Source organism: Afipia sp. GAS231, assembly GCF_900103365.1.
GTDB lineage: Bacteria > Pseudomonadota > Alphaproteobacteria > Rhizobiales > Xanthobacteraceae > Bradyrhizobium.
Map to the genome: position 1 here is coordinate 104,285 of NZ_LT629703.1, position 25,938 is coordinate 130,222.

Sequence of the window (25,938 nt, forward strand, 5' to 3'; positions counted from 1 at the left end):
CACCATGCAAATAGCGCAGCTATCGCGCGCGCGAGGCGCCAACTCACGCCAACGGCGCATCCGCCCCCTTCACCATCGCCTCCAAATCCATCCAGTTCACACCCCAGAGATGGCCATCGAGATCCTCGAAACTACGGCCGTACATGAAGTCGTAGTCATCCTGGGGTGACGGATCGATCACGCCGCCGGCGCTTCCGGCCTTGCGAACGACATCGTCGACTTCGGCGCGGCTGTCGGCCGATATGCAAAGCAAGACCTGGCTGGTGGTTTTGGCGTCGGCAATCTTCTTGGTGGTGAACTGCCGATACTTGTCGTGCGTCATCAGCATCGCGTGGATCGTATCCGAGAATACCATGCATGACGCCGTGTCGTCGCAAAACTGCTCGTTCTTGACGGCGCCGATCGCCTGATAGAAGGCGGTGGCGCGCGCGAGGTCGCTGACAGGAAGGTTGATGAAGATCAGCTTTGCCATGGCTCGTCCGTTTGTTCGTCTCACGCCCCAAGGACGAACGGCCCACGACAGTCCCGACATGCTCTTGAGGATTTTGGGCTTTTGATATTTTTTGACGGGATCAGGCAGGACCCGCCTGGCGCAGCGTGATCCGCGTCAACTCGGAGGGACGCCCGAGCCGCAGCGCAAAGCCGGGCCACAGCGCGGTGCCGTTGTTCACGTAAAGCGTCATCCCGTCGACGTCGTAACGACCCGAGACGAAGCCGGCGTTGGCGCGCGCGGCCAACCGGTCGAGCCCCCAAATAAGCCCGCCATGCGTATGTCCGGACAGTTGCAGCGCCACGCCTGACTTCGCGGCGTGGCGCGCGTCGCTCGGCTGGTGATCGAGCAGGACGACGGGAGCCCCTCGGGGCGCGCCTTCGAGGACCGCGGCAAGGTCCCGGACGGGATGCCCCCTGCGGCGCGACGCCTGGTCGGTCATCCCGGCGATAACCAGTCTGCCGCCGTCGCGCTCGAGAACGACGAGCCTGTTCTCGAGCGAGAGCAGTCCCAACGCGGCGAAGTGCGCCATCCAGGTACTGTAACCGAAGATGTATTCGTGATTGCCCGATATCACGTACACGCCATCGGTCGCCCGCAAGTCCCTCAGCGGCTCGATGTCCGCGCGCCGCGCATCGAGCGTGCCGTCGATCAGATCTCCCGTGATCGCGATCAGGTCGACGCCGAGTTTGTTCGATCGCTCGACGACGGCGCGCGCCCATGAAGCGGGAAACAGCCGGCTGATGTGCAGATCGGTCAATTGCAGAATGGTGTAGCCGTCGAACTGTCGTGGAAGTCCGGGGATGCCGACTTCGACATCTCTCAATGGCGGAACCCGCATGGCCTGCTGGACGCCGATCGCGGCCGCCACCGCAGCCAGGCCAGCCATTCCGTAGCGGACGCCGTCGGGCGCGCCCACAAAGCGGCCATGGATCAACGCTCCGACCAGCAATCCGGCGTCGAGCAGCAGTTGCAGCAGCATCAGCAACACGATGGCGCCGAACGCCCAATTGAAGAGAGCGACCACCGGGCGTGGAAACTCCGGGGAGAATACCGAGCCCGACGAGAGCTCGCTCCACCGGTGAAACTGCAAGGCGACGAGCACGAGCACCGCCATCACGATCTTGACCGTGAGCGGCAATTCGAGCGGCCAGATGAAGCGAGTTGCGATCAGCAGCCAGGTCAGGCCGAATATGAGTTGGGGAATTGGTTCTCTCCGGATTAGATCGGTGCGCGGCCAGGTTCTGAGCCAAGTTCTGAGGCTCGGTTCACGAACGCGGCATGAAGCAGGCTTCGCAGGCGGCATCGATGACCGCGAGCTTGTTGGCCTGCGCCTTGTGATATTCGTGGCGAAAGCCTTGGCTGACCCACAGGCGTGACCGCCCGCGTGATCCCTCCCATCCGAGGCTTCCCATCGCTTCGGCGGCGGCAAGCTTGCGCCCAAGCTGGGTCCGCGACAGTTTTAGCCGCTGGGCGAGGCCGGTGACGGATGTGAGGTCGGTCAGGACACGATCGAGGCCGCCATCGCCTTGTTCGCAACCGACCATCAAACGATCCATCACGATTCCCCCCTCGTCGACCCAGGCCAACAGCGCGAAGGTCGGATCGGGCTGGCGGACCGTGTGCGACTCCAGGAGGCCATCGGCAATCAACGGCTGCAGCCGCCGAAGCGCTTGCGGATCGGCGCGAAGTGCCGTCGAACGGCCTCCGCCATCGAAGCCGTCGAGTGTCCCGAGATGCAGGATATGCCATTGAAACAGCGCCGCGAGGGTCACCTGCGAAGGCTCGTACGAGAGGTGGCGTCTGCTCTCGCTCCCCGGCACTGGCTGAATGACGCCGTACTTCACCATCTCGTCGCGAAACGCCACCGCCGTGTTCGGACTTGCGACCTTGTGGCGTGACACCAGATCGAGCAACTGCGCCGTCAACATACCGGCGCCGGGACCATCCGCGGCAACATTGCGGAAATATTGCGCGCATGCGGCATGGGCGATCAGCCAGCGCTGCCGGGTGCCAAACACCGATGCCAGCCGCGGGCTGGCGTCGTGGATTCCCAACAGCGATTGGGCGAGCTGCCGCACCGAGCGTTCGAGCGCGGCGTGCCCGAGAATGTCATCCGCATTGAATGCCATTGAGTTCTCTGATCAGGGCGCGCGGCGATCCGGTATCGCAACGCGTTTCCGGCCGCCGCTCGTCCAGGCTTGGCCGCGCAACGCTAGCAGCCGGAATAACGGCGGTCCGGACTTTCCAGCTCCTTGAGATAGGCCAGGCCGTACTTCGTCAACTCACGTGAATCGGCCCTGCCCGCCTGGGACAAGGTACGGAGGTAGCGGCGTATCTTCAAGCTGGACTCGAAATCGAGGTCCCGGCCGTAAGCTCTGACGATGGCGGTCAAAACGTCTGTCATGGGAGGCTTTGGGCGTTGATTGGGCGTGCCTACGAAGTGTGCAGCGCACCATTTCTCGGGTCAACCGTCAACTGGACTTAGTGGTTAGGGTTGACCGTACCCCGCTTCACCGGCCATTCAGGATGCCCGCGCGTGGCAACCGCTACGTTGTCCTCATGGGACGGTCGATCATTTCGGCAGGACCGCTTCATTGAGCCATTTCGGCGGATCGAAACGCCGCCACTGCCGAGAAGGCGTACCGGACATGTCGAAGCAACGATGGATACTGCTGGTGATCGCCGTGATCGTTTGCGGCGGGATTGGTATGGGAGCCCGGTACTATCTGAGCAAATGCCACGGCATGGACGCCTGCGCGGCGGCTGACGCGGAAAGCCATGAAAGAGACAAGCCGAGCGAGCCTCAGTAGATCCTTGGGAGCGTCGCGGTTCAGGAGTTGCAGGTAAAATGCGGGTTACGACGAAACTCCTGCTGGGGCTGGCGCTCTGCCTCTCCGCTCCCGCTCTTGCACAAACGACCGAGCCCGCCGCGCTGATTTCCAGTTTCCGCGTCCAGCATCAGGAAGGCCGCGTCAAATCCGACGCCACGCTGAAGCGGATTGCGCAGGACCAGGCCAACGCCATGGCTGCAAAAGGCAAGATGGACCATGACGTGCTCGGAGCTTTCAGTTCGCGCGTCGCGCCGGCGAATGCGGGACGGGCTGCGGAGAATATCGCGTACGGCTACGACAGCTTTCCGAGGACGCTGGATCAATGGATCAACTCCTCGGGCCATCGCAGGAACCTCTTGATGCATGAGGCGGAGCGGGTCGGCGTCGCCAGCGCGAGAAGCAGCGCTGACGGACGCACCTACTGGGCGATGGTGATCGCCGGCGGCTACGAGAAGCCGAAGCCGGCCGGGGCGAAGGCCAAAACCGCAGCGGCGAAGCCAAAAGCCCGGTCGCCACAAGCCTGCAGGTTGAAGCTGCTGGGTCTCTGTCTGTAGGCTCGCGGCGCGATCCGCCATAAACAAAAAGCGAACAATGCGTTAAAACCTCCGGAAATGGTGAGTTCCCGCGCTTTCGTGGCCCCGCTTACCTTCGCAGGTGTTGCACAGCACCGCTGCGACCCGTTACGTTCTCGACCGCGATGCTTCGGCCACGCACTCCGACCCGCTTGGAGACGGTGATCTGATCATGAACCCGCGGTTGGCAACGATAGCGACGTTGGGCCGTGAGGTCGCGATACCGGCCCTGGTGCTGGCGTGGATCGGGACCGCCAGTTTTGCCTCGATCGACAACACCCGCGCCACACCGGTTGCTGAACGTCTCGCGCCGTCATTGGCTGCTGACGTCAAGTTTGCCGATATCAAATCCGCCGACATCAAGAACGAGGCGAAGTTCTCCGACGCCAAAATCCCTGAAGTCGCGGCGCTCGACATCAAGGCCTCCGATGTCAAGGCCTCCGATGTCAAGACTTCGGACGTCAAACTCGCCGACACCCCGGTCGCAGCGAAACTGCCGCAGCTCGCATCTGCTGCGCCCGATTTCCCTCCTCCTTCTGATCTGTCGCTGCCGTCAGGCCCGTCGCTCGCCAGCATTCCGGCCACCGTGGTGGTAACCCCGGACGCAACGCCGGTGCCCGCGTCACGCGAGGCGGAACCGATCGTGACGGCGGCGCTGACGGATACATCGGAGAAGCTGTCGTCTGACGCACCGCCCGGCATCGCCGGCAATGCCGACGCGACGACTCCCAGCACGACGGTGCGTTCGGAAGTGGGTTCCGTGGAAGTGCTCGACGAGTGCTTCGTGATCGAAGCCTGCGTCGACCGTTATCTCTTTGCGCTCTATCAGCGCGCGCCCAAGGAAGACACCGTCGCGGTCGAAGACAGGCGTCAGGTGACGATCAAGCGCAAAGGAAAGACGGTGACGGTGACGCGGACCTTTACGCGGCGTGCCGATCAGGATTTTGCCTGGAAGGATCCCAAGGCTGCCGAAAAAGCCGGGATGTCGATGCCGCAATATGTGATCGGCGGCATGGATCGGGACTTCAAGATGAAGTTGTTTCGGCTGCTTCTCGCCGCCGAACAGGCAGGTCAGTATCCCGGCATCACCAGTGCTTTCCGCGACGACTATCGCCAGTCGATCGCATCGGGCCTCAAGGCCGCCAGCGACCGCTCCTATCACGGCGGCAGTTTTCGCGGCGGCTACGGCCATGGGCTTGCCGCAGATATCATCAGCATCAATGGCGCCACACGCGGGCAACGCCTGACGTCGACGCAGGCGTTCTGGAAATGGGTGGACGCCCACGGCAAGGACTACGGAATCGGACGCCCGTACCTGGATCACGATCCGCCCCATGTCGGCCCGATCGACGGAAAGGAATATGCGGACAAGCACCCCGGTGCGGCACGCCGAGCGGAAGCAGCCTCGAAGCCGGCCCACCGTGCAAAGCGCGTCAGAACGGCGAGATCGTAGCAGGTGCATTCGCTCGCCCGATGGCTGACCGCGCTCGGCGTCGCCGTCCTGCTCGCAATTAGCCCCGCCTCCGCCACCGACATCCGTGTCATGATCTCGGCCGGCTTCCACGGCGTCTATGCCGAACTCGCGCCGGCGTTCGAACGCGCCAGCGGCCACCATCTCGTCACGACGCGCGGCCCGTCAATGGGCGACTCGCCGGAGTCTATTCCGTCGCGGCTGGCGCGCGGCGAGGCTGCCGACGTCGTGATCCTCGATGGCGGGGCGGCCGATGAACTCGGCAAGCGTGGACTGGTTCAAGCCGCCACCAAAACCGAGCTGGCGCGCTCGCTGATCGGAATGGTGGTGCAGGCCGGCGCCGAAAAACCCGACATCGGCAGCGTCGAGGCGCTCAAGCGCACGCTAAAGGCAGCGAAGTCGATCGCCTATTCGGACAGCGGCAGCGGCACGTATCTTTCGACAAAACTGTTCGTCCAGCTCGGCATTGCCGAGGCCATCGCCGGCAAGAGCCGAAAGATACGCGGGCCCCCGTCCGGCGAGCCGGTGGCCGCGGTGGTGGCGCGCGGCGAGGCCGAGCTCGGATTCCAGCAGGTCGCCGAACTGATTCACGTCCCCGGCATTACCTTTGTCGGCGCACTGCCGGCCGAGGTGCAGCCGGGGTTTTCCTTTGCGGGCGTCCTCACGCAGAACACGCAGCAGCGTGAGGCGGCCTCAGCTCTGCTTCGCTTCCTCAGCTCGTCGGAGGCGGAGCCGGTCATTTCGAAGGGCGGGCTGATGCCGATCGCGGGGCGATAACCCGCCACCGCATGACTTCCACCGATCTATTTGAGCGACGTGCTGATCACGGTGAATTTCGTGCGCAGCGCCGAGCCGACGCCCGTGACGGCGGTGATGATCGCAATGGCGATGCCCGCGGCGATTGGGCCATACCGGACAAGGCCGCGCGGTACTCTCGCGGTACGCCCCCGCAAAGGTTAATTTAATTAATCAAGGCTCATCGAATGGAAGCGGCCGCCTGGCTTTCGTACGACGTCGCTCTCGCGGTCATTGTCACCGTCAGTTGATCGCGAGTGATCGGTTTGAAACTGGTTTGCAGCGCAGCGCATACCTATCTCGCAAAAGCGAACAAGCCCAGGAAGCCAACGTGAAACCCGATAACCAACAACCATCCATCGCCTTGTTGCCCGCCGCGATCGCCGCAGTGCTGGCAGCGATTGGCGTGGCCGGAATGATTTTCGTGTTCGTTTCGGCGGAGCAGATTGCCGATGGCAATGTCGGCATGAAGTCGACAGACGCGGCCTATCGTGCCGGCGCGACCATTACGCCGACGTCGCCGAATGCAGCCCGGCCGTCGCCGTCGATCATGGTTGCTGACGAGGTCCGGAAGGATCTCTGAGCCCGTTGCGAGCGTTGACCCGCGACAGGCGCCGCCTGGACCGCCTTTCGAATGGGCACCAGGGCTCGCAGTCCGGCCGTGACGAATGGCGATTTCGACCTATAATGCGCGTCAGGGGCTGTTCCGAAGCTGAGCTGACACGATGCGGGGTCCTCATGCCGAAAAAGGGAATCACCGGCCACGACGAGTGGGTTGTCACCGAAGCGCTGGCGACGGCGCTGGTCGCGCTCGAGCAACTTGAGCCGACCCAGCAATCCCAGCAGCAGATGGACGACATCCGCAAAATGCTGGCCGCGAAATGCCAACCGGGAACCTTCAACCTGCATCTGGCCCAGGCCAAGTGCCGCCTGTTTCCGAACGGGGATCGCGGCGACATCTACCGCGAATACGGGTTTGAGGACCGCGAGGTCTAAGTCTACGCAATCTGCGGAAACCTGATTGCTGCGCCAACCGGTTCCACCCTCGGATCAAGTCCGAGGGCATGCTTGGCTTGAAAGCGCTTTGCAATTTAAGAGAACAGCCGAGCGCTGGTCGCCCTGGGGTAGGTGAAAGGCGCCGCACCCGGCTGTCCGACCGCGCGGCGGAGCGGCCGCTTTGATAGAAATACCAGAGACTTAAAGAAGCGTCTTCATGATATGCACGAGGTAGCTGCAGTTACACTGGAGCCTTCAATGCGCGGCGCTCAGCAGCCCCGGCAAATCCCCGTAAAGCTACTGGTCTGCGCCCGCCCGCGGCGGCGCACGGGCTTTCTGGTCTCGATGCCGCGGGCACTGAACCGCGGTGACTCGCTCGCATAAGACGGCATCACAACGCGCGACCGCGACGCCGATGGCGACGACGACGTTACCGAGCCGTAGGACGTCGGCGGGGCCGGCGCGTTGGTGCCAAGCGGCGGCATTCTGCTGGCGTTGCCGATGCCGCTGGGGTCGGAAAGAACGCTCGGATTGGCGGGGCCGGTCGGGATGCCCGAGATCGCCGAACTGCCGGCGCCGGCCGAACCGGCCGGCGGGACCAACTGCGCGAAGGCACAGGATGCGAGCGGGCCGGCTGATATTAGCGAAACGGCGATGGCGCCGACCAGCGCCGAAATGCGGGACATTGAGGGTCTCTCCATGAGCTCCAGGTGCAACGATAATGTAGGGCGCGCGTTCCCGTAACCAAACCCCGCTCTCCGTCATTTAACGGTGTAGGCGTTCGCGCGGGAATCAGACCTACTCCGTGCACCATCACGCTTTGGGATTTTGGCGGAATGAACCAGCCCGAGATCTTCGATCGCGATTTGCGTGATCGCGATATCAGAGCCTTGCAGGAATGGCTGCGCTCCGCCTGGCGGCAGCTCGGCGATCACTCCCTCACCACCTTCGACCGCCGCGAATTGCGCAACCAGATGAAGCAGTGCAGCGCCGACCTGAAAGCGCACCTCATGAGGCTCGAAGCGCAGCAGCAGCCGGCGCGCGACGCCAACCGGCCCTTGGCCCGACCTGATCTGCGCATTCTGGCCGGAGGCTGACGCTGGCAGGCTGCGCCGTCTCGCTTTATGGTCACCCGCGCGGCTGGGAGACGAGGATTTGCGATGGCGAGAGCGGGCATCTGTCTGGCGGCACTGGGTGCCATGTTCGCCTCGGCCGTTTCGGCCGAAGGTCCGTCCTCCACCGCATTCAAGGTGATCTCGCCGATCTTCGGCCAGCTCGTCATGTTCTCGATGCCACAGGCTTTTGTCGTGGTCGGCGAGAGCACCAACGGGCCGAGCTATATCCGCGAAGCCGTGCTGAAGGGCGAGACCGCGAGCAGCTGGACCCAGATGATTACGGTGACCGGCGCCAAGGGACTGGTTGCCAACCCCAAGGTAACACCCGAGGCCTTTGCCGCCTCGATCGCCGGCGGGTTCAAGTCCGCCTGCCCTGACACGTTCGTCGCCAAGGGAGTGGGTTCCGCCAAATTCGGCGATCAGGACGGCTATGTGGCGCTGGCAAGCTGCGGCAGCGTCGTCTCCGCACCCGACAAGCACAGCGAAACCGCACTGGTCGTCGCCGTCAAAGGCAGCGCCGATTACTACACGCTGCAATGGGCCGAACGCGGGCCCGCCTCCGGCAAGCCCGTCATCGACGAGGCGAAATGGCTGGAGCGGCTGCACCAGTTGCAGCCGATCCGGCTCTGCCCGATCGTATCGGGCGAAGCCGCGCCCTACCCGAGCTGCGTCAACAGGAGCTAACCCCGCCCCCCTGAACCGGGCGCCCTGCGCGCCTTGTTGATAACCCCGCGGCCCCCGGCCCCGCGGCGGGACAGGCGGCCGGGGTGTGCTATCGGCATATCGGCCTGAACCGATTTCCACTGGAAATCGCTCTAACGACGGAAAGAACACATGCGGATCACGCTCGTCGGTTCCCGCCACTTCGGCGTGACGACCTTCAATATGCTGCGCCAGCACGGGGTCGATATCGTGCGCGTGGTCGTTCACGACGGCGAAGACCGGCTGGCCGCGACAGCCAAGGCCGCCGGTGTTGAGGTCGTGGTGCAGGCCGACCCGAAGTTCGTGGCCGCCAGTGAGATCGCTGCCAATACCGACCTGATCGTCACCGCCCACAGCCACGCCCGCGTCATCCGGGAAGCGCTGGCCGCGGCCAGGCTCGGCGGCATCGGCTACCACCCCTCGCTGCTGCCGCGCCACCGCGGCATCGCCGCGGTCGAGTGGACCATCAGGGAACGCGACCCGATCGCGGGCGGCACCGTCTATCACCTCGCCGACCGCATGGACGCCGGCGCGATCGCCGCCCAGGAATGGGTGTTCGTCAAGAAGGGCGAAACCGCCCGGGAGCTGTGGGAACGGGCGCTGGCGCCGCTCGGCTACAAGCTGCTCGCCGAGGTCATCGACTACGCCAAAACCCACAAAAACCTGCCGGCCAAGCCCCAGGACGAGCAATTTGCCACCCGGGCGCCGGCACTGGTCGACGCCAAGGTCTAAATGGCGCCGAACCGGCCGATTCGGGCCCCGAATCGGACGGAACGGGGTTAATTTCCGCGTTCCCGGACCGGAACCAAATTCACCTTGATGTGTTTGACTCCACAGGAACTTTTTACATTGGTGCGACGCACCAAAGTTTGAACACATTGTGCCCGGATAAGGCGCGCTATCACACACATTTCAAGGAATTGATCCATGCGCACCAATCGCATTCGCGACCTGTTTTTTGCTTCGCTCGCTGCCTCTGCCTTCGTGGTTTCGGCTGCCCCCGTTTCCGCCCAGCAGCCCTATGACGGTCTTTGGCAGGTGACTGTGGTGACCAAAAGCGGAAGTTGCGATGCGCAGACCACTTCAACCGTGAACGTCACCGACGGCAAGATCTCGGGCGGCCCGGTTTCCGGCACTGTCGGCAGCGGGGGACTTGTGCGAGTCTCGATCAATGGTGCATATGCGAACGGTCAACTCAGTGGCAATTCCGGATCGGGGAAGTGGAATGGTGCATCATCTGGCGTTCCGTGCAGCGGTCGATGGGAAGCATCCCGTCAGTAAGAAAAACCGGTCAACTGGACTATTCGCCCAAACGCGGCGGCTGACATTCGCAGCCGTCGCTTTTTTTATGGCCTCGGTGTCGGCGAGCTACGCTCAATCGGGCCCATTCGCCGGTCTCGCCGGCAACTGGTCGGGCGGTGGCACCGTCACGCTCGATGACGGTTCGCGCGAGCGCATCCGGTGCCGGGCGTCCTATCAGGTCGCGGGCCCCAGGATGACCATGGCCCTCACCTGCGCCAGCGACGCCTACAGGTTCAACCTCGCGGCCAATGTCGTCGACGAGGGCGGCCAGGTTTCGGGTAGCTGGACCGAATCCGGCCGCGGCGTCAGTGGCGTTCTGCAGGGACGCGGCGGCGGCGGCAATTTCCAGGTTGTCGCCTCGACGGCGGGCTTCAATTCCAACATTTCGCTGCGGACCGCCGGCAACAAGCAGTCGGTGACGATGCGCGCCGACAGCCAGTTCAGGGGCGCGGATATTACGCTGTCGAAGTAAGTCACCCCCCGGTCATATTCGCCGACGAAATCGCCCGCTTTTGCGGGCGATTTCAGTTTCGGACAGGGCCTATCGTTAGATTAGCGCTCGCGACTCCACGGGAAGAGTGAGGCCGGGAAATCTGCGGCATAGCGGTGACCTATCGGCGGTCGCGGCTGTTCTTCCGGGGGATTCGGGTCAGGCTCCACCAGTTTCCGATAAAGATGCCAGGTGGCATGACCGAGCACCGGCAGCACGACAGCGAGACCAACGAAGAGTGGTAGCGAACCGATCGCCAGCAGTGCCGCGACAATCAGCCCCCATGCCGCCATCGCAAATGGATTTTCCCTCACCGCCCGCAGCGACGTCCGGATCGCGTCGATCGCAGTCGCATGCCGGTCGAGCATCAGCGGAAACGACACAACACTGATGCACAGAGCCACGACGGCGAACAGGAAGCCGACGCCGCAGCCGACGATGATGAGCGACCATCCTTCCGGCGTCGTCAACACACGCGTTGCGAAGTCAGGGATGGTGGCGGCCGGAGCGTGGCCGAACGTCGCGATGTAGATTGCGTCCGCGGCGCCGATCCAGACCCCGAACAGAACGAGCAGCAGGACCCCGAGCTCGAGAATGGCGCCGAAGGATGGTGCGCGCAGCACCTGCATGGCATCCCATGCTGCCGCTTCCTCTCCGCGCTCACGGCGGCGGCTGAGTTCGTAGAGGCCGAGCCCGGCAAAAGGACCGATCAGGGTAAAGCCGGCGGCGAGCGGAAACAGCAGCGGCAGTACCGAATAGCCAACGACCAGCCTGAACAGGACAAGCCCGAGGACGGGATAAATCACGCACAGCACGATGGCGTGAGTTGGGATGGCCTTGAAATCTTCCCAGCCGAGGCGCAGTGCGTCGCCCAAATCGGAAAGGCTGATCTTGCGAACGACAAAGGGGGTAGCGACGCCGAACACTTGCAGTTTAGGTCTTGCAAATACTGTGGTCATGGCTCCGGTCTCCTTGCTTCTGATCGCAGGGGAACGGAGCGCACTCAGAACGCGCGCCGCCTCGTGCGCGAAAATCGCGATCGAGCCCGGCAAATCAGGTTCAACGTGAAGGAGCTTTGCCGGACGACTCCTGTCGCGACCGGTACAGTGAAATTAGCGCGATATGCGACAGAAGCAAGATGGCGCTCGCGGTTGGGTGAATTTTGCATCCGCACACATCGTTTGCTGCGCCGCATCACCAGACGGCCGGTGTGGACGGATGCTCGTCGGATGGCACACGCCCACCGGACAGGGACGTGACGTAAGCCCGTTATGAGCTATTGACGCAAGGCGCGACGGGGATCATCTTGAAATCATAAATTGCTGAAGGCGCCCCTAGCTCCTGGAATGAGCGGTCGCGACCTGTGCTCTACGTCAAGCTTTGACGTCGCGACCGGTTGAATGGGCGAGGCAAAAGCCAGGACGATGGCGAAACTGAAGTCCGCCGTCGCCACCGACGTGAGCTCCGCCCTTTGATTCGTATCCGCAGCCTTTAATGGCAAGGATGAATGAGGGATGGCTGTAGCACTCATACTGCTTTTGGTAGCGGTCGCCTCTGTGCTGTTTCACATTTTCAGCCCGTGGTGGTGGACGCCGCTCGCCTCCAACTGGGGCTACATCGACGACACGATCACCCTGACGTTCTGGATCACCGGAGCCGTTTTCTTCGCGGTCGTCGCGTTCATGGCCTATTGCGTCTTCCGCTTTCGTCACATCGAGGGACGACGGGCAGCCTACAATCCCGAAAACAAGAAGCTCGAATGGTGGCTCAGCATCGGGACCGCGATCGGCGTCGCAGCCATGCTGGCACCCGGGCTGGTGGTCTGGCACCAGTTCGTCACGGTTCCGGCCGATGCGACCGAGGTCGAAGTCATGGGACAGCAGTGGATGTGGAGCTATCGGCTGCCCGGAAAGGACGGCCGGCTCGGAACTTCCGATGCCCGCCGTGTGAGTTCCGACAATCCCATGGGGTTGAATCCCGACGATCCTGCCGGACAAGATGACGTCGTCATTCAAAACGACGATTTGCACCTGCCGATTGGAAAGCCGGTGAAGGTGTTGCTCCGCTCAATTGATGTCCTGCATGATTTCTATGTGCCCGAGTTCCGGGCCAAGATGGATATGATACCGGGCTCGGTCACCTATTACTGGCTCACGCCCACCCGCACCGGAACATTCGACGTTCTCTGCGCCGAACTCTGCGGCGCCGCGCATGCGCAAATGCGAAGCAAGGTCGTCGTGGAGGAAGAGAAAGAATATCACGCGTGGCTCGAGAAGCAGCACACGTTCGCCGAGCTTTCGGGGCAACGCGATGTCGCGAAAGCGGCCTACAAGTCAGGAAGCGAATGAAAATACCGACGGGGAGACGCCACACATCGTAAGGCGCCCCCCTCGCTGAAGAGAGACCAAGGAGGGAATTCCGATGGTCGATGTCCCGTTTGACGCAGTTGCAGGCATCCCGCCCGCTGAGGTGGGTGAGGTCGATCTCTATCATCCGAGAAGCTGGTGGACGCGGTACGTCTTTTCGCAGGACGCCAAGGTCATCGCCATCCAGTACTCGCTCACGGCGTCGGCCATCGGGATGGTTGCGCTGGTGCTGTCGTGGATGATGCGACTGCAACTCGGATTTCCCGGCACCTTTTCCTTCATCGATGCCAACCAATATCTCCAGTTCATCACCATGCACGGCATGATCATGGTGATCTACCTGCTCACGGCGTTGTTCCTCGGCGGCTTCGGCAACTACCTCATCCCGCTGATGGTCGGCGCCCGGGACATGGTGTTCCCCTATGTGAACATGTTGAGCTATTGGGTCTACCTGCTCGCGGTCGTGGTACTGGCCTCGACCTTTTTCGTGCCCGGCGGCCCCACCGGCGCCGGCTGGACGCTGTACCCGCCGCAGGCGATTCTCTCCGGGACCCCCGGGCAGGATTGGGGCATCATTCTGATGCTGGCCTCCCTGATCCTGTTCATCATCGGCTTCACCATGGGCGGGCTGAACTACGTGGTAACCGTGCTGCAAGCGCGCACGCGCGGCATGACGTTGATGCGGATGCCCCTGACGGTGTGGGGCATCTTTACCGCCACCGTCATGGCACTGCTGGCCTTCCCGGCGCTGCTCGTGGCATCGGTGATGATGCTGCTCGACCGCACTTTGGGAACCAGCTTCTTCATGCCCACGCTGGTCGAGATGGGCACGCTGACGAAGTATGGCGGCGGCAGCCCGATCCTGTTCCAGCACCTGTTCTGGTTCTTCGGCCATCCCGAAGTCTACATCGTCGCCTTGCCGGCCTTCGGCATCATTTCCGATCTGATCAGCGTCCACGCGCGGAAGAACATCTTCGGCTATCGCATGATGGTCTGGGCGATCGTGGGAATCGGCGCGCTCAGCTTCGTCGTCTGGGCGCACCACATGTATGTGAGCGGCATGAACCCGTACTTCGGGTTCTTCTTCGCCACCACGACGCTCATCATCGCCATCCCGACCGCCATCAAGGTTTATAACTGGGTGCTGACCCTGTGGCGCGGCGACATTCATCTCACCACCCCGATGCTGTTCGCGCTTGCGTTCATCATCACATTCGTAAACGGCGGCTTGACCGGCCTGTTTCTTGGCAACGTGGTCGTCGACGTTCCGTTGTCCGACACGATGTTCGTTGTCGCTCACTTTCATATGGTGATGGGCATTGCGCCGATCATGGCCGTATTCGGCGGGATCTATCACTGGTATCCGAAAGTCACCGGGCGAATGCTCAATGAGACGCTTGGACGATTCCACTTCTGGGTCTCGTTCCTCGGGGCCTACGCGATCTTCTTCCCGATGCACTATCTCGGCCTGCTGGGTATGCCCCGCCGCTATCACGACATCGGCGAAACGGCGTTTGTCCCGGCGTCCGCCCATGACCTCAACGCGTTCATGAGTGTGGCGGCCCTGATTGTCGGCTTCGCCCAGCTTGTATTCCTGTTCAATCTGGTCTGGAGCCTGTTCAAGGGAAAAGAGGCCGGCGGCAATCCGTGGGGAGCGGCGTCGCTGGAGTGGCAAACGCCTGAGACCCCGCCGGGGCATGGCAACTGGGGCAAGGAGCTCCCGATCGTCTATCGCTGGGCTTACGATTACAGCGTACCCGGCGCCGCCAGGGATTTCGTGCCGCAAAATGAGCCGCCGGCCGGATTGTCGACGCAGGGGTCCCCTGCATGAGTGCCATCATCCTGTTCATGGCTGGAATAGCGGCAATCGCGGGATGGTGGCTCTCGCACCAACGGCTGGCCGCCAAGCCCTGGCTGGAGGAAGGGGTAAGCGTCGATTTGCGCGAACAGAGCACGTCGTCCCTGCCGCCGGCGAAAATCGGATTGGGCGTCTTTCTCGCGGTCGTCGGCTCGTTGTTCGCGCTCTTCGTCAGCGCCTACTCCATGCGTATGAACATGGTGGACTGGCGGGCGCTGCCGGTGCCGAGGCTATTGTGGCTTAACACCGGCGTCCTGGTCGTGAGCAGCGTCGCGCTTCAGTGGGCGTATCTGGCCGCACGCCGAGACGACATCGATGGCGTCATCGTTGGCCTGTGTGCAGGGGCCGCATCCGCCGTTACATTCCTGGTTGGACAACTCCTGGCGTGGCACCAGCTACGCGCGGCGGGGTATTTCCTGGCGTCCAATCCAGCCAATTCCTTCTTCTACCTTATCACCGCGGTACACGGGCTGCATCTGATGGGCGGTCTGGTGGCCGTCGGCAGGACGACTGCCAAGGCGTGGCGCGGCGCTGAGGCGACCGAAATGCGCCTGAGCGTGGAACTGTGCGCGATCTATTGGCATTTCCTGCTGCTGGTCTGGCTGGTCCTGCTCGGCCTGCTGACGGGCTGGACGGACGGTTTCATCGACATCTGTCGCCAACTGCTCGCCTAGGGAGGGCTGAGACGCAATGGCAGAGATCGCGCTGACAAACACCGCAACATCCATCACGCGGCCTCCCGGCTTGAGAGGCGTCGCCGCCGACTGGTCCTCGGATCAGCGCGCTTTCAAGAATGTTTCCTGGGGGAAGGCCATGATGTGGATCTTCCTTCTGAGCGACACCTTCATCTTCAGCTGCTTCCTGCTGTCGTACATGACGGCGCGAATGTCCACGACCGTGCCGTGGCCCAATCCCAGCGAAGTCTTCGCGCTAACGATCGGAGACAAGAAAATCCCGCTCATCCTGATCGCCATCATGACCTTCATCCTGATCAGCAGCAGCGGGACGATGGCGATGGCCGTCAACTTCGGTTACCGCCGCGATCGCGCGAAAACTGCAGCCTTGATGCTGGCGACAGCGGCATTCGGCGCAACCTTCGTTGGAATGCAGGCCTTCGAATGGACCAAGCTGATCATGGAAGGCGTCCGGCCCTGGGGCAACCCCTGGGGCGCGGCGCAGTTCGGTGCATGCTTCTTCATGATCACCGGCTTCCACGGCACCCACGTGACGATCGGCGTGATTTTCCTGATCATCATCGCGCGAAAGGTCTGGCGGGGAGATTTCGACGTCGAAAAGCGCGGCTTTTTCACGAGCCGGAAGGGATACTACGAAATCGTCGAAATCACCGGCCTGTACTGGCACTTCGTCGATCTGGTGTGGGTGTTCATCTTTGCCCTTTTTTATCTCTGGTGAGGTTAGCGCATGGCAGACGCAGCGGTACATTTGCAAGGGCAGCAACATTCGCTGCAGACACATGTGCATGACGCACTCGCATCAGGGGTTGCGCACACAAAAGGTCAGCAGCATCCGATCAAGCTTTATCTCGTGGTCTGGGGGTGGTTGTTCGTTCTCAGCACCTGCTCGTATCTCGTCGACTACTTTGGCCTCCATGGCTATCTCAGGTGGTCGCTGATCCTGCTGTTCATGATGTTGAAGGCCGGTCTGATCGTTGCCGTCTTCATGCACATGGCCTGGGAGCGGCTGGCCCTGGCCTACGCGATCCTGCTGCCGCCGGTGCTCGTGTTGGTGTTTGTGGCGATCATGGTGTTCGAATCCGACTACACGCATCTCCTCCGGGTCATATTTTTCGCGCCAACGGCGTAGCTTGACGCAAATCGGTTTCCACCCACGGATCAAGTCCGAGGGCATGCTTCGCTGGAAAACGCCCGAGCCGGCCAACTCGTCGCTAGCCGGTCTTGGGTTTTTCCAGTTTCGTCGCGGTTTCCTTGATGGTTTTGGCGATCAACAGGGCCTGGTCCTTGTTGAAGGCAAAATCCTGCACGCCTTTGTGCGTCGTCAGCGACAGCACCATGATGTCGGGCTGCTGCTCCGGCCAGCCGGTCGCGAAGGCGGTCACGAAGTCTGCGGAGGTCGATCGATTGGTCATTGGCCGTTATTTCCTTTTGTCGTGCGTCGGTCCGACGCGAGCGCCCGGCGCCTTTTAGCCCGTCTTTATCCTTTGGGCACGTAAGCGGTAACCTCGATTTCCACCTTGGCCCGCTGATCGACCAGCCCGCCGATATAGAGCAACGTCGACGGCGGGAAATTCCGCCCCAACGTTTCCTTCCAGGCCGCACCAATGCCGGCGCCCGCGGCCTCGTATTCGCTGCGGCTGGTCAGGTACCAGGTCAGGCGGACGATATGCTCGGGACCGGCGCCGGCCTCGGCGAGCAGCTTCATGATCCGCTTCAGCGCGGTGCCGACCTGGGCGGCCATGTCGGGCGCATAGTCGCCCTTCTCGTCGCCGCCGGTCTGGCCGGCCAGCACGATCCATTTGCCCGGCCCATCGAGCTCGACGCCGTGTGAAAAGCCGCGCGGTTTCGACCATTCGGCCGGTTGCAGGATACGCATCTGGTTCTCCCTGTTTTTTTGTCTGTCGTCATTCCGGGGCGATGCGAAGCGTCGAACCCGGAATCTCGAGATTCCGGGTCTGGTGCTAACGCACCATCCCGGAATGACGGATAGAGTTGGGTGATCCCTTAGCATTGAACCGTTGGCCTCTCCCACCGGGAAATCACCTGCACCTGCATCGCAGCATCAGCCAATTTGCGCGTTGCAAATCGGCGCGCGCTCGTCGATACCGGCGTTCCCTCCCGATCACGCCGGTCCCATTTCGCATCGATGACCAAAACACCCTCCAAACCAAAGGCAGCGATGTGGATGGCCTGCTGGCTGTCGCTGATGCTGGTCCTGACCGTCGCCGGCCGCGAGGGCATGCGTGAACTGAACGTGTTTCAGCTCATGGAGGTGCGCTCGGCGCTGGGGCTTCTATTGCTCTGTCCGCTAATCCTCGCCCAGGGCGGGTTTCACGTCGTAAAAACCGCGCGGTTTGCCCAGCACGCCGCGCGCAACCTCATTCACTACGGCGCGCAGCTCGGCTGGTTCTTTGCGCTGACGCTGATTCCGATCGGCCAGGTGGTGGCGATCGAATTCACGATGCCGATCTGGACCGCGATCCTCGCCGCCAGCTTTCTCGGCGAGCGAATGACGCCCTGGAAAGTTGCCGCGATCGTGCTCGGGGTGGTCGGCGTCGTCGTCATCGTCCGCCCCGCCATGGGTGCGATCAATCCCGGCCAGTTGATCGCGCTTGGTGCCGCGGTCGGCTTCGGGATTTCGATGGCGATGCTGAAGTCCCTCACCCGCACCGAAAGCGCGCTGGCCGTGATCTTCTGGATGCTGGTGGTACAGTCCATCGCGGGATTGTTTCCGGCGCTTTACGTCTGGACCTGGCCGCCGGCCCACACCTGGGGCTATGTCGCCGTGGTCGCAGTTTGCGGTACGTTTTCCCACTACTTCCTCGCCAGGGCGATGCAATACGCCGACGCCACCGTCGTCGTGCCGATGGATTTTCTGCGGGTTCCGCTGACGGCTGCGGCGGGCTGGCTGATCTATGCCGAACGGCTCGACATGTTCACCGTGCTCGGCGCCGCCCTGATCCTGACCGGCAACCTGTTGAACCTGAAACCGGCCCGCCCGGTCCCCGTGCCTGCCCCAACCTGATTGCGGAGATCCAGCAGCTGGCTGTGATCTGGATCACGCGCGGGGCCGAACGCGCGCGATAGCCTCCCCGCCATCCGGAACTTGGCGGTAACGGACTGTTCCCGGGATTTGCGTCGGCCTGCCGCTTTTTTGTCGCGCGAACTACGGTTTTTTCGTGTAATCTCGGTTCAGCGTTACAGCCAAATTCTTTTCGATTCTGCCAGGGGATTTCAGATGCGCTATCCAACCCTCATTTTTTCCCTGCTTTGCATGATGCTTTCCGCCGGCGCCGCCAACGCCGAACGGCGCGTCGCTTTCGTGGTCGGCAACGGCACCTACAAGAACGTCGCCCAGTTGCCGAACCCGCCGATCGACGCCAAGGCCATGGCCGCCGTGTTGCGCAATGTCGGCTTCGAGGTCGTCGAAGGCACCAACCTCACCCGCGACAAGATGACGGAAAAGCTGCTGGACTTCGGCAAGAAGGCGCAGGGCGCCGATGTCGCGCTGTTCTTCTATGCCGGTCACGGCATCGCCATCAGCGGCACCAACTATCTGCTGCCCGTCGACGCCGACATCAAATCGGAAATGGACGTCAAGCTCGGCGCCGCCATCAACATCGACCTCACGCTCGACCAGACCATGAGCGACGCCAAGGTCAAGCTGGTGTTCCTCGATGCCTGCCGCGACAATCCGTTCGCCGCCAAGATCAAATCCAATTCGGCGACACGCAGCGTGTCCGTGCAGACCGGCCTTGCCGAAATGAAGTCCGGTGAAGGCACGCTGATCGCGTTCGCGACCGGCCCGGGCCAGACCGCGCTCGACGGCCAGGAAGGCACCAACAGCCCGTTCACGCGCGCGCTGATCGCCAACATCACGACCCCCGGCGTCGAGATTCAGCAGGCGATGACCAAGGTCCGCGCCCAGGTCAACGAGGAGACCAACAAGGGCCAGCTGCCCTGGGGTCACACCAACCTGATCGGCTCGGTCTATCTGAACGGCGCTCCTGCGCCCGCCGTCGCGAACGGGGCCGCGCCGGCAGCGGCGCCGGTCGCGGTTGCTTCCGCGCCGGGATCGGACGTCGAGGTTGAGTTCTGGCGTTCGATCAAGGACTCCAACAAGCCGGAGGAGCTGAACGCCTATCTCTCGAGTTATCCCAACGGCCAGTTCAAGCCGCTGGCGCTGTCCCGCCTCGCCGCGCTCGAGAACGGGCCGAGCACCACCACCCGCAACCTGACCACGGGCGTCGATCCCGCGACCTTCAACGAGGCCTCCAACCAGACCACCGAGGACCAGATCGGCCTCGACAAGGGCCAGCGCCGCGACGTGCAGCGCCGCCTCACCGGGCTCGGCTTCGACACCAAGGTGACCGGCAAGTTCGACGAGCAGACCCGCGCCGTGATCACGCGCTGGCAGGCCGCCCGCGGCTATCCTTCCTCGGGCTTCCTCAACAAGCTGCAGCACAAGGCCTTGCTGACGGAAATCGTGGCAACCACGCAGTCGGCCGCGAGCTCCAGCGATGAGGACAGCGCACCTCGCCGGCGCCGTGGGGGTGGCGGAGGTGGTGGCGGCGGCGGCGGCGGCGGCGGTCACTATCGCGGCGGTGGCGGCCCCAACCCGGGCGCTTTCGTCGGCGGCATGATCGGCGGCATGCTGCGCTAAACGCCGACCGAAACGGAAAACCAGAAGCCCGGGATCATCTCCCGGGTTTTTTTCGTGACGAGCATGATGCCTACGCAAACCTGCGGTGGTGCGGACCCATCAGAGGTATATCTTTTCGGCGTCCACCGAGGATTCAACACCGAGTTTGGTAAAGTTCTCCCCAAGCCAGCCGCCCGCGCATTTCCGGCCCTGATCACGAAGAGAAATCAGAAAGTCCCAGTCGGCGTTGTATTTGCTGGTCGGCGTGAGTGCGCCCATGAACGCATCGTCCGAAATGCTGTGGACCAGTACATGCTTCAGCCCGTCATCGACGACACGCTTTTGCCTAATGAGCCCGGTCACAAAGCTGACCGCGCGCATCTCCCGCATCAGCGATGAATTGAAGCTGATCTCGTTGATGCGGTTCAAGATGTCGTCCGCGGAACGAGGCACCTCGTTGCGGAACAGCGGATTGATATGGACAATGACAATGTCGGCACTCGCGCAGTTGTAGATCAACGGGAAGATCGCGGGGTTCCCCATGTATCCGCCGTCCCAATAGGCTTCGCCGTCGATCTCCACGGCATGAAACATCGTGGGAAGGCACGCCGACGCCATCACGGCGTCGACTGAAATTTCCTTTCCGGAAAAAATCTTCACCTTGCCGGTGCGAACGTTGGTCGCCGACAGGAAGAGTTTTATCGGACTCTCCGGCCGCTGCAGCACCTCGAAATCGATCGATTGCTCGACCACCTCGCGCAAAGGGTTGTAGTTCGCCGGGTTGAACTGATAGGGCGACAGCATGCGCGTCACGAAGCCGATCAGGGGGAAAATCGGCGACCAGGACAGCTTGTGATCCTCCAGCATTCGGTCGATGACGCTTGGCTGCAGCGGTCCGAGCTTCGCCGCCTCGCTGACACGTTTCCAATAATCGGCGAGCGCCTTGCGCGCGCCCTCGCGGCCGCCAATTGCGAACCCGTAGGCAAACGCCGCGGCATTCATCGCTCCGGCGCTGGTCGCGCTCACCCCCTCGAAGGCCAGCTCTTTTTCGTCCAACAGCCGATCGAGCACGCCCCAGGTAAAGGCGCCATGCGCTCCCCCTCCCTGAAGGGCAAGGTTGATCGTTCTGGTCTGGTTGGAAGACGGCTCAGGCCCGGCCGTCGCGGCCCGCTCTGAACTCGAATCCATGGGCAAAATCCCAAAAACTGTTCCAGGGCATTATACTCGCAAGGAGGCGATATGACGATATCGGTTGGTTGTACCAATCGGGCACTCCGATCCGGCAAATGGCCCTTCGCGTTAATTCACGGCACCACGGCAACCGGCGCCGTTAGTGCAAAACGGCCTTTGGCATGTGCGCCGCCGGGCGACATACGGGTCAGTCTATTTGCCGGCCGCCTTGCGCAGCGCGTCGTTGATGCGGTCCTGCCAACCCGGGCCGTCACCTTGAAAGTATTCCAGCACGTCCTGATCGATGCGCAGCGAGACCAGCTCCTTCACGCCGGGAAGCGCGGTGGGTTTCGGCGGCGCTTCGACCACCTTGGTCGTGGTGCGCTTGAACGCCGCCTCGGCTTCGCTCCGCGCGTCGTTCAGGGTTCTCGGTCGTCTCGGCTGGTCGGCCATATCCAAATTCCTTGCCTAGATTCCTTCAAACAGTACGGTCGACAAATAGCGCTCCGAGAATGACGGCACGATGGCGAGGATGGTCTTGCCGGCGTTCTCCGGACGCTTGCCGATGTCGAGCGCGGCCGCGATCGCAGCGCCTGAGGAAATGCCGCCCGGGATGCCCTCGTTGCGCGCCAGTGCGCGCGCGGTCTCGAGCGCGGTAGCGCTGTTGATCTTGACGATCTCGTCGATCACGGAGCGATCCAGAATATCGGGAATGAAGCCGGCACCGATGCCCTGGATCTTGTGCGGCGTATGCTGGCCGCCGGACAGCACCGGGCTTTCCTCCGGCTCGACCGCGACCACCCGCAAGGACGGCTTGCGCGGCTTGAGCACCTGGCCGACGCCGGTGATGGTGCCGCCGGTACCGACACCGGCGACGAAGAAATCGATGTTGCCGCCGGTATCGTTCCAGATTTCTTCCGCGGTGGTGCGGCGGTGCACTTCGGGATTGGCGAGGTTCTTGAACTGTTGCGGCATCACGGCGTTCGGCGTCGTCCGTACCAGCTCCTCCGCGGTCGCGATCGAGCCCTTCATGCCTTGCGCCGCCGGCGTCAGCACGATCTCTGCGCCGAGAAAGGCCAGCATCTTGCGCCGCTCGATCGACATCGATTCCGGCATCACCAACTTCAGCCGGTAGCCGCGCGAGGCGGCGACGAACGCGAGCGCAATGCCGGTGTTGCCGGAGGTCGGTTCGATCAGCACGGTGTCGGCGTTGATCACGCCGGCCTTTTCCATTGCGATCACCATCGCAGCACCGATGCGGTCTTTCACGCTGGCTGCCGGATTGAAATATTCGAGCTTCGCCAGGATCGTTGCATTGACGCCGTGCGCTTGCGGCAGCTTTCGTAAACGCACAATGGGCGTATCGCCAATGGCATCGACGATGGAGTCGAAAACCCGGCCCCGGCCGGGACGGTGCACTGCACCAGTGGCTGAGGATGCATCCATCACGAGACTCCCTGTGGCGGCTATATGCCCAAAATTGGCTGATGTTCCCTACTTAGGAGGCGCGTGGGGCGGTGCGCAAGCGCGAAACGGCGCCATCAGGAGTTCGCTGCGTTGCAAAACAAGGCGTGAGCAAAATATCGTCAAACAAACGCATTTCTGTTGCGACATCGTCAAGGAAGTCGCAGTATACTTTGGTGGTAAGCTGAGGTTCAGATCGCAAGGAGGTCACGATGGCAGCAGTTGCTGAAGTCCTGTCGACCGTCGCGTCTAGGCCCGATCCGCGTGGGTGTGATCTGCCGACCTGCCCCGTGTGCGCCGACTCGATGGTGGCCGCGGAAGCTTCCGCCTACCTGCATGACAACGTCATCAGCTATCTCTGGACCTGCGACACCTGCGGTTACGGTTTCGTGACCAAGCATTCGGTCAAGAGGTTCGCCTGTAACTGAGACTTACCTCGCAGCAATATCACCGCGCGCCCAACCGGCGCGCGTTTGTTTTTTGAAGTCCTCAAATCCGCCGGCGGCGATCGCATCGCGCATGCCCTGCATCAAATGCTGGTAGTAGGCGACGTTGATGTCCGACAGCAGCATCGCGCCCAGCGTCTCGCCTGATCTCACCAGATGATGCAGATAGGCCCGCGAATAATCGCGCGCGGACGGCCATGCGCTCTCCTCATCCAGCGGCCGCGGGTCGTCGGCATGGCGCGCGTTGCGCAGATTGATCTGACCGAACCGGGTGAACGCCATGCCGTGACGGCCGTTCCGTGTCGGCATCACGCAATCGAACATGTCGATGCCGCGCGCCACCGCCTCCAGCAGATCTTCCGGCGTGCCAACGCCCATCAGATAGCGCGGGCGGTCCGCCGGCAACTCCGGCGCGGTCTCCTCGATCATGTCAAGCATCACCGCCTGGGGCTCGCCGACCGCAAGCCCGCCGATCGCGTAACCGTGGAAACCGATCTCGACCAGGCCGCGGGCGCTGGCATGGCGCAGTTGGGGGATGTCACCGCCCTGCACGATGCCGAACAGCATGTAGCCCTCGGGCGCGCTTTCGAAGGCGCGCTTGCTGCGCACGGCCCAGCGCAGCGACAACTGCATCGCGCGTTCGATGTCGGCGCGCTCGGCCGGCAGCCGCACGCATTCGTCCATCTGCATCGCGATATCCGAACCCAACAACCGCTGCACCTCGATCGAGCGCTCCGGCGACAGCTCGACCTTGGCGCCGTCGATATGCGAGCGGAACGTCACCGCCTGTTCGGTGACCTTGCGCAGTTCCGACAGCGACATCACCTGAAAACCGCCGGAGTCGGTCAGCATGGGCCCGTTCCAGCCGGTGAATTTCTGCAAGCCGCCGAGGGCTGCAATCCGCTCGGCGCCGGGCCGCAGCATCAGATGATAGGTATTGCCGAGCACGATATCGGCGCCGGCATCGCGCACCTCGCGCCAATGCAGGCCTTTCATCGCGCCGGCGGTGCCGACCGGCATGAAGGCCGGCGTTCGGATCACACCATGCGGCGTGGTCAGCCGGCCGGTGCGGGCGGCGCCGTTGGTCGCGAGCAATTCGAAATGGTTGGGAACGGTCATGTGGGAGCTTATGGCGTGACATGGCTGCTCTGTTCAACCTCGTTCGGGCTGAATTTCAGCCCAAAACACGTTGACGGCGGCGCTGACCTGCCGCATAAGTCCGCGCCATGACGACTTCGACCAAAAGCACCCTGAAAACCAAAGCGCCCTCTGGGGCCTTCGGAGGCGTGCGCGCGTAGTCGAACGATCGCATCAACTGAACCGAAGCGCCCCGCCTGAAAAGGACCGGGGCTTTTTTATTGCCTGCAGCATGATCCGGAAAAGTGGGAACCGGTTTTCCGAGAAGATCATGCTCAAATAAAGACTCAAATGGAGACCGAAGTGACCCACGATCCCGTAGTTGCCATTGCCGGCGTGACCGGCGCCGTCGGCGCTGAATTCATCGCCACCATGGATCGGCGCGGCTTTCGCGTCGGCAAGCTCAAGGCGCTGGCGAGCGCGCGTTCGGCCGGCAAGACCGTCGACTTCCGCGGGCAAAAGATCGTGATCGAGGAGCTCACCGAGAACTCCTTCGAGGGCGTCGACATTGCGCTGTTCTCGGCCGGCGGCGGCACTTCGAGGAAGTTCTCGCCTGCGGCGGTGAAGGCCGGCGCCGTCGTGATCGACAATTCCTCGGCCTTTCGGATGGACCCGAACGTGCCGCTGGTCATCCCCGAGATCAACGGCAACCGCATCAGGGAGCACAAGGGCATCATCGCCGTTCCAAACTGCTCGGCGATCACGGCGCTGGTGCCGCTATGGCCGATCCACAGCAAGAACCGGATCAAGCGCCTGATCATCTCGACCTATCAGGCCGCCAGCGGCGCAGGTGCGGCGGCGATGCGCGAGCTGGAGGATTCGACCCGGGCAAGCCTCAACGGGCAGGTCTTCACGCCGAAGGTGATGCCGCACCCCTACGCCTTCAACCTGTTCAGCCACAACACCGCCATCGATCCCGAGACCGGCTACAACGACGAGGAGAGCAAGGTCATCAAGGAGACCCGGAAGATTTTCGAGGACGAGCGGATCGCCGTCGGCGTCACCTGCGTTCGCGTGCCGGTGCTGCGCGCGCACTCCGAGGCCATCACCTTCGAATGCGAGCGGCCGATCACCGAGGACGAAGTCCGTGCGATCCTGGCCCGCGCCCCCGGCGTCAAGATCGTCGACGACCGTGCCGGCAACTACTTCCCGATGCCGGTCGATGCCTCGGGCCAGGACGACGTCCTCGTCGGACGCATTCGCAAGGATCTCAGCGATCCCTCCGGCCATTCAATCTCGATGTTCGTCTCGGCGGACCAGTTGTTGAAGGGCGCAGCGCTCAACGCCATCCAGATCGCGGAACTGCTGCCGCAACGCGCGATGGCGTGATGATTTGTAGGGTGGGTTAGGCGAAGCCGTAACCCACCAATACACATGCAAAAAAGATGGTGGG

Annotated in this window: 33 protein-coding genes; 20 read left to right on the forward strand and 13 right to left on the reverse strand. The window is 62.6% G+C overall.

Translation table 11 applies throughout. The features are described 5' to 3' along the window. Positions 1–43 precede the first annotated feature (43 nt). From BLS26_RS00410 to BLS26_RS00425, 4 genes are all read right to left on the reverse strand, one after another. Complete coding sequence (locus BLS26_RS00410; RefSeq protein ID WP_092507442.1) at positions 44–472, reverse strand: VOC family protein; 429 nt, start codon at positions 470–472, stop codon at positions 44–46. 100 nt (positions 473–572) lie between these two features. After that, complete coding sequence (locus BLS26_RS00415) at positions 573–1,697, reverse strand: metallophosphoesterase (RefSeq protein ID WP_092517453.1); 1,125 nt, start codon at positions 1,695–1,697, stop codon at positions 573–575. A 61-nt stretch (positions 1,698–1,758) separates the two neighbouring features. After that, positions 1,759–2,622 (reverse strand): hypothetical protein, encoded by an 864-nt coding sequence (locus BLS26_RS00420; RefSeq protein ID WP_092507444.1) that lies wholly within the window; start codon positions 2,620–2,622, stop codon positions 1,759–1,761. 83 nt (positions 2,623–2,705) lie between these two features. Then, positions 2,706–2,897, reverse strand: a complete 192-nt coding sequence (locus BLS26_RS00425) for a hypothetical protein (protein ID WP_092507446.1) — start codon at positions 2,895–2,897, stop codon at positions 2,706–2,708. 190 nt (positions 2,898–3,087) lie between these two features. On the opposite strand from BLS26_RS00425, the gene BLS26_RS35410 reads away from it, so the two are divergent. The 4 genes from BLS26_RS35410 (at position 3,088) to BLS26_RS00440 (ending at position 6,144) form a co-directional block, all read left to right on the forward strand. Further along, positions 3,088–3,303 (forward strand): hypothetical protein, encoded by a 216-nt coding sequence (locus BLS26_RS35410; protein WP_157676237.1) that lies wholly within the window; start codon positions 3,088–3,090, stop codon positions 3,301–3,303. 38 nt (positions 3,304–3,341) lie between these two features. Continuing rightward, a complete protein-coding gene (locus tag BLS26_RS00430; RefSeq protein ID WP_092507448.1) occupies positions 3,342–3,878 on the forward strand; it encodes a CAP domain-containing protein in 537 nt (178 codons plus the stop codon). A 190-nt stretch (positions 3,879–4,068) separates the two neighbouring features. After that, positions 4,069–5,349: a hypothetical protein gene (locus tag BLS26_RS36450; RefSeq protein WP_197681300.1), complete on the forward strand. Its 1,281-nt coding sequence runs from the start codon at positions 4,069–4,071 to the stop codon at positions 5,347–5,349. Positions 5,350–5,352: 3 nt separating this feature from the next. Continuing rightward, complete coding sequence (locus tag BLS26_RS00440) at positions 5,353–6,144, forward strand: substrate-binding domain-containing protein (RefSeq protein WP_244541802.1); 792 nt, start codon at positions 5,353–5,355, stop codon at positions 6,142–6,144. Between the two features lie 26 nt (positions 6,145–6,170). Here the strand turns inward: BLS26_RS00440 and BLS26_RS36605 are convergent, their stop codons facing one another. Further along, a complete protein-coding gene (locus BLS26_RS36605; protein WP_157676238.1) occupies positions 6,171–6,320 on the reverse strand; it encodes a Flp family type IVb pilin in 150 nt (49 codons plus the stop codon). A 119-nt stretch (positions 6,321–6,439) separates the two neighbouring features. Between BLS26_RS36605 and BLS26_RS00445 the strand changes: the two genes are divergently transcribed. Further along, entirely contained in the window at positions 6,440–6,745 is a 306-nt protein-coding gene (locus BLS26_RS00445; protein ID WP_157676239.1) for a hypothetical protein, read from the forward strand. A gap of 155 nt (positions 6,746–6,900) precedes the next feature. Then, entirely contained in the window at positions 6,901–7,158 is a 258-nt protein-coding gene (locus tag BLS26_RS00450) for a hypothetical protein (protein ID WP_092507452.1), read from the forward strand. Between the two features lie 269 nt (positions 7,159–7,427). Here BLS26_RS00450 and BLS26_RS00455 read toward each other — a convergent pair whose 3' ends face one another. Then, positions 7,428–7,844, reverse strand: a complete 417-nt coding sequence (locus BLS26_RS00455; protein ID WP_092507454.1) for a hypothetical protein — start codon at positions 7,842–7,844, stop codon at positions 7,428–7,430. Between the two features lie 150 nt (positions 7,845–7,994). On the opposite strand from BLS26_RS00455, the gene BLS26_RS00460 reads away from it, so the two are divergent. The 5 genes from BLS26_RS00460 to BLS26_RS00480 all read left to right on the forward strand — a co-directional run bounded on the left by BLS26_RS00460 (position 7,995) and on the right by BLS26_RS00480 (position 10,749). After that, complete coding sequence (locus tag BLS26_RS00460) at positions 7,995–8,255, forward strand: hypothetical protein (RefSeq protein ID WP_092507456.1); 261 nt, start codon at positions 7,995–7,997, stop codon at positions 8,253–8,255. Positions 8,256–8,318: 63 nt separating this feature from the next. Next, the gene (locus BLS26_RS00465) at positions 8,319–8,957 is read left to right on the forward strand and encodes a hypothetical protein (protein ID WP_092507458.1); all 639 of its coding nucleotides are present in this window, start codon (positions 8,319–8,321) and stop codon (positions 8,955–8,957) included. A gap of 150 nt (positions 8,958–9,107) precedes the next feature. Continuing rightward, a complete protein-coding gene (locus BLS26_RS00470; RefSeq protein ID WP_092507460.1) occupies positions 9,108–9,707 on the forward strand; it encodes a formyltransferase family protein in 600 nt (199 codons plus the stop codon). A gap of 195 nt (positions 9,708–9,902) precedes the next feature. Continuing rightward, the gene (locus tag BLS26_RS00475; protein ID WP_172804515.1) at positions 9,903–10,256 is read left to right on the forward strand and encodes a hypothetical protein; all 354 of its coding nucleotides are present in this window, start codon (positions 9,903–9,905) and stop codon (positions 10,254–10,256) included. Continuing rightward, positions 10,201–10,749 carry a hypothetical protein gene (locus BLS26_RS00480; protein WP_172804516.1) on the forward strand — a complete coding sequence of 183 codons (549 nt, stop codon included), beginning with the start codon at positions 10,201–10,203 and terminating at the stop codon, positions 10,747–10,749. The genes BLS26_RS00475 and BLS26_RS00480 overlap by 56 nt, the downstream gene beginning before the upstream one ends. 80 nt (positions 10,750–10,829) lie before the next feature. Here BLS26_RS00480 and BLS26_RS00485 read toward each other — a convergent pair whose 3' ends face one another. Continuing rightward, a complete protein-coding gene (locus tag BLS26_RS00485; protein ID WP_092517460.1) occupies positions 10,830–11,726 on the reverse strand; it encodes a DUF2189 domain-containing protein in 897 nt (298 codons plus the stop codon). A gap of 555 nt (positions 11,727–12,281) precedes the next feature. On the opposite strand from BLS26_RS00485, the gene coxB reads away from it, so the two are divergent. The 5 genes from coxB to BLS26_RS00510 all read left to right on the forward strand — a co-directional run bounded on the left by coxB (position 12,282) and on the right by BLS26_RS00510 (position 16,815). Then, a complete protein-coding gene (coxB, locus tag BLS26_RS00490; protein WP_092507464.1) occupies positions 12,282–13,115 on the forward strand; it encodes a cytochrome c oxidase subunit II in 834 nt (277 codons plus the stop codon). 73 nt (positions 13,116–13,188) lie between these two features. After that, positions 13,189–14,964, forward strand: coding sequence for a cytochrome c oxidase subunit I (ctaD, locus tag BLS26_RS00495; protein WP_092507466.1), 1,776 nt, complete (start codon positions 13,189–13,191; stop codon positions 14,962–14,964). Beyond that, positions 14,961–15,665, forward strand: a complete 705-nt coding sequence (locus BLS26_RS00500) for a cytochrome c oxidase subunit 3 (protein WP_092507468.1) — start codon at positions 14,961–14,963, stop codon at positions 15,663–15,665. Before ctaD ends, BLS26_RS00500 begins: the two co-directional genes overlap by 4 nt. Positions 15,666–15,681: 16 nt before the next feature. Further along, complete coding sequence (locus BLS26_RS00505; RefSeq protein ID WP_092507470.1) at positions 15,682–16,404, forward strand: heme-copper oxidase subunit III family protein; 723 nt, start codon at positions 15,682–15,684, stop codon at positions 16,402–16,404. 9 nt (positions 16,405–16,413) lie between these two features. Continuing rightward, the gene (locus BLS26_RS00510; RefSeq protein ID WP_172804517.1) at positions 16,414–16,815 is read left to right on the forward strand and encodes a cytochrome C oxidase subunit IV family protein; all 402 of its coding nucleotides are present in this window, start codon (positions 16,414–16,416) and stop codon (positions 16,813–16,815) included. 82 nt (positions 16,816–16,897) lie between these two features. On the opposite strand, the gene BLS26_RS00515 is transcribed toward BLS26_RS00510, so the two are convergent. Next, positions 16,898–17,098 (reverse strand): hypothetical protein, encoded by a 201-nt coding sequence (locus BLS26_RS00515; protein ID WP_092507474.1) that lies wholly within the window; start codon positions 17,096–17,098, stop codon positions 16,898–16,900. 65 nt (positions 17,099–17,163) lie between these two features. Beyond that, positions 17,164–17,562: a RidA family protein gene (locus tag BLS26_RS00520; RefSeq protein ID WP_092507476.1), complete on the reverse strand. Its 399-nt coding sequence runs from the start codon at positions 17,560–17,562 to the stop codon at positions 17,164–17,166. A 270-nt stretch (positions 17,563–17,832) separates the two neighbouring features. Between BLS26_RS00520 and BLS26_RS00525 the strand changes: the two genes are divergently transcribed. Then, entirely contained in the window at positions 17,833–18,711 is an 879-nt protein-coding gene (locus BLS26_RS00525; protein WP_092517462.1) for a DMT family transporter, read from the forward strand. Between the two features lie 213 nt (positions 18,712–18,924). After that, the gene (locus BLS26_RS00530) at positions 18,925–20,349 is read left to right on the forward strand and encodes a caspase family protein (RefSeq protein WP_092507478.1); all 1,425 of its coding nucleotides are present in this window, start codon (positions 18,925–18,927) and stop codon (positions 20,347–20,349) included. A gap of 99 nt (positions 20,350–20,448) precedes the next feature. Here BLS26_RS00530 and BLS26_RS00535 read toward each other — a convergent pair whose 3' ends face one another. From BLS26_RS00535 to cysK, 3 genes are all read right to left on the reverse strand, one after another. Continuing rightward, positions 20,449–21,516 (reverse strand): patatin-like phospholipase family protein, encoded by a 1,068-nt coding sequence (locus BLS26_RS00535; protein WP_092507480.1) that lies wholly within the window; start codon positions 21,514–21,516, stop codon positions 20,449–20,451. A gap of 195 nt (positions 21,517–21,711) precedes the next feature. Continuing rightward, positions 21,712–21,951 (reverse strand): BrnA antitoxin family protein, encoded by a 240-nt coding sequence (locus BLS26_RS00540; protein WP_092507482.1) that lies wholly within the window; start codon positions 21,949–21,951, stop codon positions 21,712–21,714. Positions 21,952–21,966: 15 nt separating this feature from the next. Further along, on the reverse strand, positions 21,967–22,944 hold the full coding sequence (cysK, locus tag BLS26_RS00545; protein WP_092507484.1) for a cysteine synthase A: 978 nt from the start codon (positions 22,942–22,944) through the stop codon (positions 21,967–21,969). A 230-nt stretch (positions 22,945–23,174) separates the two neighbouring features. On the opposite strand from cysK, the gene BLS26_RS00550 reads away from it, so the two are divergent. Beyond that, entirely contained in the window at positions 23,175–23,390 is a 216-nt protein-coding gene (locus tag BLS26_RS00550) for a hypothetical protein (RefSeq protein ID WP_092507486.1), read from the forward strand. Positions 23,391–23,393: 3 nt separating this feature from the next. On the opposite strand, the gene tgt is transcribed toward BLS26_RS00550, so the two are convergent. Then, positions 23,394–24,527 (reverse strand): tRNA guanosine(34) transglycosylase Tgt, encoded by a 1,134-nt coding sequence (tgt, locus tag BLS26_RS00555; protein ID WP_092507488.1) that lies wholly within the window; start codon positions 24,525–24,527, stop codon positions 23,394–23,396. A 309-nt stretch (positions 24,528–24,836) separates the two neighbouring features. Between tgt and BLS26_RS00560 the strand changes: the two genes are divergently transcribed. Then, on the forward strand, positions 24,837–25,874 hold the full coding sequence (locus BLS26_RS00560; RefSeq protein ID WP_092507490.1) for an aspartate-semialdehyde dehydrogenase: 1,038 nt from the start codon (positions 24,837–24,839) through the stop codon (positions 25,872–25,874). Positions 25,875–25,938: the final 64 nt, after the last annotated feature.